Source organism: Qipengyuania pelagi (assembly GCF_009827295.1).
GTDB lineage: Bacteria > Pseudomonadota > Alphaproteobacteria > Sphingomonadales > Sphingomonadaceae > Qipengyuania > Qipengyuania pelagi.
Map to the genome: position 1 here is coordinate 86,618 of NZ_WTYD01000003.1, position 13,056 is coordinate 99,673.

At 61.7% G+C, this 13,056-nt stretch carries 8 protein-coding genes; 3 read left to right on the forward strand and 5 right to left on the reverse strand.

All coding sequences use genetic code 11. The annotated features are described in order from the left end of the window. Positions 1-87 precede the first annotated feature (87 nt). From adh to acs, 3 genes are all read left to right on the forward strand, one after another. The gene (gene adh, locus GRI47_RS13895; RefSeq protein ID WP_050601788.1) at positions 88-1,608 is read left to right on the forward strand and encodes an aldehyde dehydrogenase; all 1,521 of its coding nucleotides are present in this window, start codon (positions 88-90) and stop codon (positions 1,606-1,608) included. 70 nt (positions 1,609-1,678) lie between these two features. Beyond that, complete coding sequence (gene adhP, locus GRI47_RS13900; protein WP_050601789.1) at positions 1,679-2,710, forward strand: alcohol dehydrogenase AdhP; 1,032 nt, start codon at positions 1,679-1,681, stop codon at positions 2,708-2,710. Continuing rightward, positions 2,707-4,986 carry an acetate--CoA ligase gene (gene acs, locus GRI47_RS13905; RefSeq protein ID WP_050601790.1) on the forward strand — a complete coding sequence of 760 codons (2,280 nt, stop codon included), beginning with the start codon at positions 2,707-2,709 and terminating at the stop codon, positions 4,984-4,986. The genes adhP and acs overlap by 4 nt, the downstream gene beginning before the upstream one ends. Before the next feature lie 262 nt (positions 4,987-5,248). On the opposite strand, the gene GRI47_RS13910 is transcribed toward acs, so the two are convergent. The 5 genes from GRI47_RS13910 to GRI47_RS13930 all read right to left on the reverse strand — a co-directional run bounded on the left by GRI47_RS13910 (position 5,249) and on the right by GRI47_RS13930 (position 12,930). Further along, positions 5,249-7,297: an ATP-binding protein gene (locus GRI47_RS13910; protein WP_196847535.1), complete on the reverse strand. Its 2,049-nt coding sequence runs from the start codon at positions 7,295-7,297 to the stop codon at positions 5,249-5,251. Positions 7,298-7,443: 146 nt separating this feature from the next. Continuing rightward, complete coding sequence (locus tag GRI47_RS13915; RefSeq protein ID WP_160661970.1) at positions 7,444-8,919, reverse strand: hypothetical protein; 1,476 nt, start codon at positions 8,917-8,919, stop codon at positions 7,444-7,446. Between the two features lie 305 nt (positions 8,920-9,224). Continuing rightward, on the reverse strand, positions 9,225-10,394 hold the full coding sequence (locus tag GRI47_RS13920) for a DUF3800 domain-containing protein (RefSeq protein ID WP_160661971.1): 1,170 nt from the start codon (positions 10,392-10,394) through the stop codon (positions 9,225-9,227). A gap of 420 nt (positions 10,395-10,814) precedes the next feature. Then, entirely contained in the window at positions 10,815-12,011 is a 1,197-nt protein-coding gene (locus GRI47_RS13925) for an IS91 family transposase (protein ID WP_160661981.1), read from the reverse strand. Position 12,012: 1 nt separating this feature from the next. Further along, complete coding sequence (locus GRI47_RS13930) at positions 12,013-12,930, reverse strand: tyrosine-type recombinase/integrase (RefSeq protein ID WP_160661972.1); 918 nt, start codon at positions 12,928-12,930, stop codon at positions 12,013-12,015. Between the last annotated feature and the right edge of the window lie 126 nt (positions 12,931-13,056).

Consider the following 13,056-nt stretch of genomic DNA (forward strand, 5'->3'; position numbering starts at 1 on the left):
GCCGGCGGGCTCTTTTCAGCACCGCTTTTTCGCGGAACCATCATCCTCACGACCGGGAGCACCCGGCAAATTCGAGAGGATCAACTGATGGACATACAAACAAACCCCGCCGCTTCGATGACGGCTCCGTTTGCGGAGCGCTACGACAACTTCATCGGCGGCAAATGGGTGGCGCCCAAGGACGGGCGCTGTTTCGACAATATCTCCCCGATCACCGGCAAGGTGGTCGGTCAGGTCGCGCGCAGCCAGGGGGCGGACATCGAGGCCGCGCTCGACGCGGCGCATGCCGCGAGGGATGCGTGGGGCCGCACCAGCGTTGGCGAGCGCGCGCTGATCCTCAACCGCATCGCCGACCGGATGGAGGAAAATCTCGAAAAGATCGCGATCGCGGAAACCTGGGACAACGGCAAACCGCTCCGCGAAACGATGGCCGCCGACATTCCGCTTGCGATCGACCATTTCCGCTATTTCGCGGGCTGTATTCGCGCGCAGGAAGGCGGCATTTCGGAAATCGACCACGATACGGTCGCCTACCATTTTCACGAGCCGCTGGGCGTGGTCGGCCAGATCATTCCGTGGAACTTCCCGATCCTGATGGCGGTGTGGAAGCTCGCCCCCGCGCTGGCGGCTGGCAACTGCGTGGTGCTCAAACCTGCCGAGCAGACCCCGGCCTCGATCATGGTGCTGATGGAGCTGATCGGCGACCTGCTGCCCGCCGGCGTGGTCAACGTGGTCAACGGCTTCGGCGTGGAAGCGGGCAAGCCGCTCGCCAGCAGCAGCCGGATCGCCAAGATCGCCTTTACCGGCGAGACGAGCACCGGCCGCCTGATCATGCAATATGCGACCGAAAACCTGATCCCGGTCACGCTGGAACTGGGCGGCAAGAGCCCGAACATCTTCTTCGAGGATGTGTGCCGCGAGGACGACGACTATCTCGACAAAGCAATCGAGGGCTTCGTGATGTTCGCGCTCAATCAGGGGGAGATCTGCACCTGTCCCAGCCGCGCGCTCGTGCATGAGAGCATCTACGACCGCTTTATGGAACGTGCGATGCAGCGCGTCGAAGCGATCAAGGCGGGCAATCCGCTCGACATGGAGACGATGATCGGCGCGCAGGCGAGCAGCGAACAGCGCGACAAGATCCTCTCCTACATCGACATCGGCAAGCAGGAAGGTGCTGAGCTGCTGACCGGCGGCGAGGCGACGCGGTTCGAGGGCGAGATCGCGGACGGCTACTACGTCAAGCCGACCGTGTTCAGGGGCAACAACCGGATGCGCATCTTCCAGGAGGAGATCTTCGGTCCGGTCCTCTCGGTCACGACCTTCAAGGATCAGGACGAGGCGCTGAGCATCGCCAATGATACGCTCTATGGCCTCGGCGCAGGCGTATGGAGCCGCGATGCCAACACCTGCTACCGCTTCGGCCGGGCGATCCAGGCCGGGCGCGTGTGGACCAACTGCTACCACGCCTATCCCGCCCATGCGGCGTTCGGCGGCTACAAGCAGTCGGGCATCGGACGCGAAAACCACCGCATGATGCTGGATCACTATCAGCAGACCAAGAACATGCTGGTCAGCTACAGCGCGAAGAAGCTCGGCTTCTTCTGAGGCGACAGGCCGGTGCGGTGAAAGTCCGCCGCACCGCCCCCGAACACAACAGAAATACAGGAGAATTGCTATGAGCAAGAGCATGAAAGCCGCCGTCGTCCGCGCCTTCGGCGAACCGCTGCGGATCGAGGAAGTGCCGGTTCCGGAAGTGCAGCCGGGTATGATCCAGGTGGCCATCCAGGCCTCGGGCGTGTGCCACACCGATCTGCATGCCGCCGAAGGCGACTGGCCGGTCAAGCCCGAACCGCCCTTCATTCCCGGCCATGAAGGCGTCGGCTTCGTTTCCGCCGTGGGCAAAGGTGTAACCCATGTGAAGGAAGGCGACCGGGTCGGCGTGCCGTGGCTCTACACCGCCTGCGGCCATTGCGTGCACTGTCTCGGCGGGTGGGAAACGCTGTGCGAAAGCCAGCTCAACACCGGCTATTCGGTCAATGGCGGGTTCGCCGACTATGTTCTGGCCGACCCCAACTATGTCGGCCACCTGCCCGACAATGTGGGCTTCAACGAGATCGCGCCGGTGCTGTGCGCGGGCGTGACGGTCTACAAGGGCCTGAAAATGACCGAGACCAAGCCGGGCGATGCGGTGGCGATCTCCGGCATCGGCGGGCTTGGCCACATGGCAGTGCAATATGCGGTCGCGATGGGGCTGAACGTGGTTGCGGTCGACGTCGACGACGCCAAGCTCGAACTGGCGCGCAAGCTCGGCGCGGTGGAGACCGTGAACGCGCGGACCGACAATGACCCTGCCGCGACGGTCAAGCGCCTGACCGGCGGCGTGCGCGGCGCGCTGGTGACCGCGGTGAGCGAGAAGGCCTTCGAACAGGCGGTCGGCATGGTCGGGCGCGGTGGTACGCTTGCGCTCAACGGCCTGCCGCCGGGCGATTTCCCGCTCAACATCTTCGGCATGGTGCTGAACGGCATCACCGTGCGCGGCTCGATCGTGGGCACGCGGCTGGACCTGCAGGAATCGCTCGATTTCGCAGGCGACGGCAAGGTGAAGGCGACGATCTCCACCGCCGGTCTGGACGACATCAATGCGGTGTTCGACCGCATGCGGCAGGGCCAGATCGAAGGGCGCGTCGTCCTGGACATGACCCAATGACGCAAAGTGCCGCGCCGGATGGCCGAGTGGTCCGTCGCGTGATCGCCACCGACGCGGCCACAGCCCTGCTGGGCCAGATCATCGAACGTCATGGCCCCGTGCTTATCCACCAGTCGGGCGGGTGCTGTGACGGCTCCAGCCCGATGGTCTATCCGCGCGGCGAGTTCCGCCTCGGCGGGTCGGACGTGCTGCTGGGCACGATCGGCACCACACCGGTCTATATCGGCGCGGCGCAGTTCGCGGTGTGGAAACACACGCAGCTGATCCTCGACGTGGTGGAAGGGCGAGGCGGCATGTTCAGCCTCGATAATGGAACGGGCCGGCGCTTCCTCGTGCGAAGCCGGACCTATGGGGAGAGAGAAATCGCCATGTTGCACAAGGCCGACAGGTTTCGCGCCATGCAGGCATCGATCGACAGCGATGCGGACGCCTTCTGGCTGGACGAAGCGCACCGGCTCGACTGGAGCGTCTTCCCGACGAAGGCGGACGAGAGCAGCTTCGACAAGGGCGATTTCGGCATTCGCTGGTTCGCCGATGGCGAGCTGAACGTCTCGGTCAATTGCCTCGACCGCCACCTCGAGACGCGCGGCGACCAGCCCGCGATCGTGTTCGAAGGCGACGAGCCGGACGAAGGGCGAACGCTCACCTATCGTGAGCTGCACTGGCAAGTCTGCCGCTTCGCCAACGTCCTGAAAGCCAACGGGATCGGTAAGGGCGACCGGGTGATCCTTTACATGCCGATGGTGCCCGAAGCGGCGATTGCAATGCTCGCCTGCGCCCGGATCGGGGCGGTCCATTCGGTCGTCTTCGGCGGCTTCTCGCCCGACAGCCTGGCCGACCGGATCGCCGATTGCGACGCTACGCTGGTCGTCACCGCCGATGAAGGCACGCGCGGCGGCAAGCGCATTCCCCTCAAGGCCAATGTCGACAGCGCGCTGGAGCGCGCGAGCGGGGTCGACACGGTCATCGTCATGCAGCGGACGGGTGGCCAAGTATCGATGCGCAAGGGGCGCGACATCTTGTGGGAGGAGGCCTGCGCGGATGCCCCCGCCGATTGCCCGCCCGAAGCGATGAACGCGGAAGATCCGCTGTTCATCCTCTATACCTCCGGATCGACCGGCAAGCCCAAGGGCGTGCTGCACACCACCGGCGGGTATCTGCTTTGGTCGACGCTGACCTTCGATCTGCTGTTCGGCCCCGAGGAGGGGAAGGATGTCGCCGACGATCTGTTCTGGTGCACCGCCGATGTCGGCTGGATCACCGGGCACACCTATGTCGTCTACGGCCCGCTCTCCAACGGCGCGCGCACGGTCATGTTCGACGGGGTGCCCAACTATCCCGATCCGGGGCGCCTCTGGGAGACCAGCCAGCGCCTCGGCGTCACGATCTTCTACACCGCGCCGACCGCGATCCGCGCGCTGATGCGGCAGGGCGACCGGTGGGTGACGCGCCACGACCTGTCCGCGATCCGCCTGCTGGGCACGGTGGGCGAGCCGATCAACCATGAGGCCTGGGAATGGTATCATGACATGGTCGGGCGCGGCGAATGCCCGATCGTCGACACCTGGTGGCAGACCGAAACGGGCGGCGCACTGATTGCTCCCGTCCCCGGCGCTACCGAGACTAAGCCCGGCAGCGCGACCCTGCCACTCCCCGGCGTCGACCCCGAACTGGTCGATGGCGAAGGGCATCTTCTCACCGGCGCAACGGAGGGCAATCTGGTTCTCACCCGCAGCTGGCCGGGCATGATGCGCACCATCTTCGGCGACCACGACCGGTTCTTCCAAACCTATTTCAGCACCTTCCCCGGCACCTATTTCACCGGCGACGGCGCGCGGCGCGACGAGGATGGCTATTACTGGATCACCGGCCGGGTCGACGACGTTATCAACGTGTCTGGGCACCGCATGGGCACTGCCGAAGTCGAAAATGCGCTGGACGAGCATGTGCTGGTGGCCGAGGCCGCCGTCGTAGGCATGCCACATGATATCAAGGGCCAAGGCATCCATGCGTTCGTGACGCTGAAAGCCGGCGAAGAAGGCAGCGATGCCTTGCGGCAGGAACTGCGTGACCTGGTGCGCAGCGAGATCGGACCATTCGCCACGCCCGACGTCATCCAATTCGCGCCCGACCTGCCCAAGACCCGGTCGGGCAAGATCATGCGCCGGGTTCTGCGCAAAATCGCCGAGGGGCAGCCTGACGAAATTGGTGACATCTCGACGCTGGCGGAGCCTGCGGTGGTCGAGGATCTGGTGGCCAAGCGCATGAGGCCGTGAACCTCGATTATTTGCTGTGGCCGCTAAGCCCGCTTTCTAGCTAAAACCAGACTGACCGCTGTCGGCCCCTTCGAGCCAGTCAGCTTTGCGCCTCATCTCGGTCATCCCAGCAGCTGTATGCCCTTCCTAAAAGCTGCCGTTCGCCGATTGTCCGCATCGGGTACGCCACTCGACGTCGGTGGGGTTTACTGAACAACAGGTCCAAAGTGACATGTAAATTTCGAAGGTGTCATTCAGCCACCATAGTACGCACCGACGATCGCTATTTCCGTTCCCCTATCGTGCCAAAGCTTCCGAGCGTCCCCTTCGGCTTGCGATCGTAGGAGGAGCGCCCCTCTAGCATCTGCACAAAGGCCTCATTGCGATTGGTGGCGCGATCGACCAGACGATCGAAGGCGACGACCTCAAGCATGAGGTTGAGAGACTGGAAATACCGATACGCCATCTGCCCACCGTAGTTGGTGATGACAAAATCCTCCATCTGAAGGTATTTCTGGAGATTGTCGTTCCAATCGGCAATCACGTATCCGCGCACCATTGTGTCCGGCGGAACCGCGACCTCGCGACCCGCGGAGGTCTTTATCTTGCCCTTAGTGCGGATGTCTGAGATCTGTCGCTTCAGCTGGTCGACCGGGTTATTGGTCGAACTTTCGATGCCAGCGGCGTATCCCGTTTTTTGAGGGCGCTTCATCTCGACCACCATGAGCTCGTTCTGATTGTTGACGAGCAGGTCGTGCGCGTACTCCCCCTTGGCCCTGTGGTTGCCGTCCGGTGTGCGATCACTTGAGATGTACTGCGCGTAGGCCAAGTCGTCGTCTAACAGCCACAGGTTGTGCGAACTGTAGTCGATCTCGTCACTGTCCTTGTAACGCGGATAGATCAACGCATGCACCTTATCCTCAGTAGCCAGCCCGCTCTCCTGCTTCTTCAGGAGTTCGCGGAAGATCGTGATGACGTGATTGCGATAGGCTACATAGACCGCCAGCGCCTCTTTGGCGTCTGCCGGGATCTGCGTCTTGACCAGATGCTCGAGCTGCTCGACGCTGGCGTTTTGGTCCAGCTTTGAAAAGTCGAACTTCTTGCGGAAGCGCTCCACGAATAGGTCCTGAGCCAGCTGCTCCCGCGTCTCTGTTATGGACCGTTTCCTAACGAAGTCCTCGGGCGAGCGGTCGCCAAGACCTCGCCGGAGCAGCGGATCGACCGCAATCAGATGCTCTACATCGGCGACCATCTTCGCACGACGCTCGCTGGTATAGGCGCTCTCGATCTCCAGAATATGCTGCTTTGCCAATGCGACGAGATGGTCCTTTATCGACTTCTTCACGCCGTCACGGACCACCTTGCCGTGGAGGTTCGTGATCCGGTCACGCGACTGCGACGAGACAAAGAAGTCGCTCGATACGGCCACCAGATAGAAGTAGCGGCGTAGACCGGTCTCGCTCGCTTCGACGAAAGGTTTGTTGTTCACGCCCGACGAAATGTTCTCCAAGTCGCTCGCGGCGCGGTTGTTGGCGTAAAAGTAGAGTCGGTGCTTCTTGGCCTGAGTCTCGTCGACCTTGAAGTAGCTGAAGTCGAACCGCCGGCTCGTTTGGCCGATTTCCAGATACTCTGTCCGGGATCCACCAACCAAAAGGGAATCGTTGAAGTGATCGTATAAATTGAAGCGTGCATCATCAATGGCCAGTACCGTCTGCTTCGGGATCTTCCGCTGTATGAATTCGATCAGGAAATGATTGAGCAGAGCGGCAATTATGGCATCCTCGGCGACCTCGCCCAAATAGCGCTGGCCAGTGAGGTCGAAAAAGTCCGCAGCCTCATCAAGGGGCGACCGCATGAGCACGGTCAGCCCAGTATCGAAGCGATGCTCCCCCGCACCGTCACCCGCGTCGATCTCGACCAGGTTGTCATCGGTCGCGAACGGCTTGTAGCTATACGTCTCGCCCGTCACCGCGCCCGACGCGTCGGCCTCACGGCAGGAGTAGAATACCTCTCTGAAGATCCTAAAGGCTATGAAGCGGCCGAACCCCTTGCCGCCCCGCTCGAACTTGTTGCCGGTCAACGGTGTAAGGAAGGCAGCGAGGTTATTGTCGTCGAGCCCGACGCCGTTGTCAGCGATGACTATCTGGCGATCACCACTTGAGATCTCGATCTCGATGCGGCCTTGCCGCTCTACATCACCCCCATAGCGCTCCTCGATGGAATGAAGGGAGTTCGAGACAGCCTCGAACAGCGGAAAGAGGAAGCCGTGCAGACCTTCAGGCAGCGTGGCGCGCCTGACCTCGGAGGCTAAATCGATTGACTTGTGCTTCATGTATGACCCCGGGAGGAACGGCCGACGCAAGACGGATACAAGATTCCCCGCGCGTGCCAAGAGAGCAAGCCCACGCTGGCGAAAGGGCTGCTAGCACCGGAGGCCGGCTGATCGGTCATGCGCGCGGCGGTTCCGGTCCCTCGCTTTCAGGGCGAGCGCAGGCTAGCGCGAAAGGGATTGCGGATACGGTGCCGCACTGCACTACCCTCGAACTCGCGAGGGTCCTTCATTTCGAACAGCGTGCGATTGGCCTCAAGGGTTTCGATTTCCATGGGCGTCCAGTCCGGCTTTTTCATCGCCATGACGTCCTCTGAGCGCGTGCGGATTTCGCCGTCCTTCAGATAAATGTCGAATGCCATGCCGACCACCGTGTCGAGCTTGGGCTGCTCGCGGAACAGGGAGTAGCAATAGGTCTGGAGCATACTAGCGCGATAGGCGCGATACTCCTCATAGGTGCCGGCGCCCCTTTTCTGCGGCAGGATCAAGAACAGATAGCCAATGCGCTGCATCGGGAAGCGGCGGGTCACGAAGGTTCGCCTCACGAACCGCGCCATATCCTCGCCGACACACCGCTCCATCGCGCCCCATAGTGCGTGGGCGAGCGAGACGCGGTTCATTCTGGGTTCGGCGGCAATGACGCGGAGGGCGGCTTCGGACAGCGCGATGCTCGGCTCATAATTAAGGATCGAGATCGACGTGCCCTTGAGCACATCCTCAGCAATCAACTCTATTACTTCATCCCACAGCATCGACGTCTTCTTGAGTGCGGCGAGCTCGGCGTAGAGCTGCGAGGAAACATAAATCTCATACTCCCCCTCGGGGATACCGAGCTGCGCGCGCCGTGTGCGCTTGCGCATCTTATTGGGCACGAACCCGGGTCGGCCATCCTTGAAGCCGTTCATCATGTAGGCCGCGAGGAGATGTTCTTCACCGGCGGCGAAGCTTATCATCCCCGAGCGCAGGACCTTCGCGCGAGCGACAAGGTAATTGGTGAGGTCTGCGACCGTGTCGAGCTCGCTCATCACGACTTCAAGCCCGATCGGATCGAACACATGGACAAAGGTGCCGTCAGGATTAACGTCGCCGATCATGAACGGGCGAAACCCATCGCGCCCAGTGTCGACGTGTGCCGCGCCGGTGAGCGAAGGAATGATCATCAGCGACCCGCGCGGATCCGGGAAGTAGCGGCGTGCCGCTTCTTCGGCACCGCTGACCACCGCGACGAGATGAGTAATGCGGTCGGCTTTGGCTGGCAGCGGCACCGGCAGGGTCTGGGTGCAGTGCTTGTCAGTGAAAACCCGATCGGGATGGAGATCGAGCCAGCGTTCGGCACCATTTAGTTGCGCGACCGCGCCGTCGATCGCCCGCCGATACCAGCGCGACCAGGCGAGTTCGATCGGCTTGTCCTCCTGCCAGCTGATTGCCTTGTCGCTGAACAGCACAACATGGTTCTCGAACACCGCGAGCAGATCGGCGATCTCCTGCCCCCCGCCGCAAGCGGTCTTGGTACGGTCATTGAATGTGTTTGGATAGGACCAAAGTCGCAGGAACGCGCGGTCGGCGAATTGCGCCAGTCGCTTCTCCGAGGGGGTCAGCCCTTCGCCCCGAATGATCGGCGTCATCGGAGCTTCGTCGCGGTCGGATGCATTAGCGGCATTCCACCAAGTAACAGAATGTCGCCTTTGAGGTCACTCGATAGATTGGCGATCTTGTCCGCTTTCAGTCGATCAAGGGGCGATCTGCTATGATCGACATGCGGGGCGCCTGCATTGCAGCGATCCATTGGCAGCTTCTGTCAGGAGCAGACGTTCGCGGCACCTAGCTTAACCCACCGGATTTAGTCGGAAGCGGCCGCTCTTGAAGACCGTGCGCGAACGACAGCTATCCTCGATTTGCGGCCTGGAAGCTGCCGGTAGCAATCGGCCCGTCATCCGCCGAGACGATCTGGCGTCCAGCTCTTTTCTGCGTATTCATACACCGCTTCGAGACCGAAACGTGGGTCGTCCTGACAGTCTGCACGCTCGGCTAATTCCATGAGGACGAGCCAATTCACGTCCGCTTGACGCGTGCCCAGCTGCACGGGTGCCAAGTCCGTTCCGATGGAGTGAGGATGAATGTGACGATCCAGCGCCTTCGCTATCTCAGAACTTTCATCTCCTTCTTTCGCAACCCGGGTCGCGGAACTGGCGATCAAATCCGCGATCTGCAGACCTGGGCTTCCGCGAGAATCGGCTAGGGCGACGGGTTCGGCCAGATCCCAACCAAATTGCTCGGGAGAGTTGCCCAGTGCAACGGCCCTCTGGATTGCAAACTCTTTGCCCTCGTCGATTAGGGAAGGAAGCAATGCGGCGATCGGCTTGCTGTCGTCACAAACCACTCGCAATGGGCGGTTCTTTTGCCCCCAATGATTTAGAAGGCTCCAAAGCCCTGCCGCAGATACGTCGAGTACGTACTTTCCTTCGTCGGGCGTCGTTGTTCGCAGCCGCGCATTGTCGGCGACGATGATGTCGCGATATCCGTTCGCGAATCGAAATACGAGCTTGAGGGGGTGGTCTTCCGGTAGGTGCGCCGATGCATCCGGATCGAAAAGCAGGGGGGCGTCGCCGGGGTCGAGCGAGCGCATGTACCTTTCGAACTGCACAAGGGTCTCCTCGCCGACCCCGTCGACCGAACTGATAAAGCAGTACATTGCCACAAAACGATGAAGGTTCTTCTCATACAGCAATTCGGGCGAGAACTGGAAAACCGGCTCGAAAACGTATTCGAAAAGCTTGCCACAGAGCACCACCCGCTTGTTCTGGACGACGAAGGAGTAGAGACCGTCTATCTCGGCAAGAACCTGAGCGACTAGGTTCCGCCCCCTCTCGGACGACAGCAGTTTCTGCGCCTTCAATTCTGGCATCTGGACCGGATGATCCTTCCGCGCACGATCAAGTATCTCCCACGCGCGCTGCTCCTCAATCGCAACGGATGCGTAAGCAAAAACGGGTTGGTTGGCATCGAGGAGTCGTGAACCGGTAAACCCGGATTCGTCCAAGAAGAGATCAAGGACGCCTTCGCCGGCGTCATTTAGTTCGTTGCATTCATTGGATGCCATGACGCGTCATAGCACACCTATTGCTTGGCTGGAGCGTGTTATCTGGAAAAGCGGCGCCGGTCTGGCCGGTATGAGTGTCTGCTTTGCGCCGCCGGATGCCTGAAAGCAGACTGTCGTCTTCCGTGAAGGGTTCCGGGCGCCGTAGGCGTACGGAAGTCCCCGAAGCACGAACCCGCGGGCCGCATGCGTTGGGCTATGGGGATTTCGGTTTTCTGTCGATCCAGGTGGCTTGATGACACTGGCTGGGAAGCGTGCCGGATGGGTCAGGTGGGCAGGTCTGTGGCCCGGATTTGGTCAGCAGATCGCTCAATAGCGATGGTGTCATGGCGGTTTTCATGCGACTGATGATCTGCAGGACGAGCGGCGGCATTGCCGGAAGCCTATCACGTGCCCGGTTCGGTGAGATCGAGCCATGCCGGGTCATGGCGCAAATTTCCGGATGGGCGGTATGGAGGATGGCGGCGCGCGTGGTTGCTGCCAGCGCGCAAAGGTCTCGATGACGATCATGTGCCCGCCGCAATGTGGGCACGGCGGGCGGTAATCTTCTGGCTCATCGGTGATCTCATCTTCTGGAGGTGGCGCGACCTCCAGCAGTTTGCGGGCGAGCGCGATATTGGCCTTGTGCGTGGCACCAGCGAGCAGGCCGTAATGGCGGATACGGTGGAAGCCGGTTGGCAGGACATGGAGCAGGAACCGGCGGATGAACTCGTCGGCGGGCAGCGTCATGACCTGCTGGCGGTCGGTGCCGTCTCGACGATAGTCTTTGTAGCGGAAGATGACATCTTGGCCATCGAACCGGATCAGGCGACTGTTCGATATGGCGACGCGGTGAGTGTAGCGCGAGAGATAGGCGAGCACCGCTTCGGGTCCGGCGAAGGGCGGCTTGGTGTAGACCACCCAGCGCTTCTTGCGCACTGGTGAGAGGTGCTTGAGAAACGTCCGCCGATCAGTCAGCCCGGTCAACTTGCCGAAGAAAGCGAGCCTGCCCGCATTATGCAGCGCCATCAGTCGGGTGAGGAACAGGCGGCGGAACAAGGCACCCAGCACCCGCACCGGCAGCAGGAAGGCCGGGCGTGACGATATCCATCGCTTGCCATCGGGCGTAATACCGCCACCCGGGACGATCATGTGGACATGCGGATGATGCGTCATGGCCGATCCCCATGTGTGAAGCACGGCGGTGATGCCGATCTTTGCGCCGAGGTGCTTCGGGTCGGACGCAATCGTCATCATGGTCTCTGCCGCAGCCTTGAACAGCAGATCATAGACCAGCGCCTTGTTGGTAAAGGCAATGGCGGCAACCTCGGCCGGCAGGGTAAACACGACGTGGAAGTATCCGACCGGCAGCAGATCGGCTTCGCGCGCTGCCAGCCATGTGCGCGCCGCACCGCCCTGGCACCTGGGGCAGTGCCGGTTACGACACGAGTTGTAGGCGATCCGCCAGTGCCCGCAACAGGCGCAGGCCTCGACATGGCCGCCCAGCGCAGCGGTCCGGCAATGCTCGATCGCTGACATGACCTTGAGCTGCTGCAGGCTCAGATGTCCTGCATGGGTGGCCCGGTATGCTGGACCAGTAGCGCAGAAGATGTCAGCGACCTCGAACGAGGTGCGCACCAGTTCAGCCCGGTGGTGTCCCCTCACTGGGCAGGAACATGCCTAGCTTGTCGAGCGGACTGGTCACCGCATGCATTGTTCTGGTTGCGACCCTGGTGTAGAAGGCGGTGTTCTCCAGCTTGGCATGGCCGAGCAATGCCTGGATGATGCGGATATCGATGCCGTCTTCGAGCAGGTGGGTAGCAAAGCTGTGGCGCAGCGTGTGCGGGCTGACGCGCTTGGCGATCCCTGCAGCCTGTGCCGCCTCGACGACAATGCGGTGCAGTTGCCTTGTGCTGATCGGCTTCATGGCATGCAGGCCAGGGAACAGCCAGCCATCATGGTGCATCACGCCTTGCTCACGGCCCAGCTTCCACCATTGCCGCAGCAGGGTGAGCAGATCGGCAGGCAGCATGGCATTGCGATACTGGCCGCCTTTGCCGCGTTCGACCCGGAGCAGCATCCGCTCGCTGTCCACGTCGCGCACCTTGAGCATCGCCACTTCGCCCACGCGCAGACCGGCGCCATAGGCGACCGACAATGCGGCTTGGTGCTTGAGGCAGGTGGTCGCGCCCAGCAGCCGGACAACTTCATCCCTGCTCAGCACCACCGGCAGCTTGCGCATCTGCTTCATGCGAACGAGCCGCCGGGCAAGGTCAGGCCGGTCGAGTGTATGGGTGAAGAAGAAGCGCAGTGCCGAAACCACGCTGTTCATGGTTGGTATGGGCATGCCTGCTTCACGCTGCTCGACCTGGAAGCGGCGCAGATCTTCCGATGTCGCCGTATCGGGAGGACGCCCAAGGAAGGCGGCGAACCGCCCCACGTCGCGGACATAATTACGCTGCGTCTCGCGGCTGAAGTGCCGCATGGTCATATCGTCGATCAGCCGCTGACGCAGCGGGCTGACCGGAGTGGCTGGAATAACCGGTACAAGATCGTTCATCGCTCGACTCCTCAGTTGAAGGAGCCGGAATGTTCGGCCTTGATCAGTCCCCGCGCTACGCCTGTCGTTCTACTTCACCCCCTCCGCCAGCACCCCTCCCGCGCAGCGGGTTCGTGCTCCGGCCCA

What these genes read in the sequence shown, in the direction of transcription:
- adh (WP_050601788.1), top strand. Translation starts at nt 88, where the DNA reads ATGGACATACAAACAAACCCCGCCGCTTCGATGACGGCTCCGTTTGCG.
- adhP (WP_050601789.1), top strand. Translation starts at nt 1,679, where the DNA reads ATGAGCAAGAGCATGAAAGCCGCCGTCGTCCGCGCCTTCGGCGAACCG.
- acs (WP_050601790.1), top strand. Translation starts at nt 2,707, where the DNA reads ATGACGCAAAGTGCCGCGCCGGATGGCCGAGTGGTCCGTCGCGTGATC.
- GRI47_RS13910 (WP_196847535.1), bottom strand. Translation starts at nt 7,297, where the DNA reads ATGAAGCACAAGTCAATCGATTTAGCCTCCGAGGTCAGGCGCGCCACG.
- GRI47_RS13915 (WP_160661970.1), bottom strand. Translation starts at nt 8,919, where the DNA reads ATGACGCCGATCATTCGGGGCGAAGGGCTGACCCCCTCGGAGAAGCGA.
- GRI47_RS13920 (WP_160661971.1), bottom strand. Translation starts at nt 10,394, where the DNA reads ATGGCATCCAATGAATGCAACGAACTAAATGACGCCGGCGAAGGCGTC.
- GRI47_RS13930 (WP_160661972.1), bottom strand. Translation starts at nt 12,930, where the DNA reads ATGAACGATCTTGTACCGGTTATTCCAGCCACTCCGGTCAGCCCGCTG.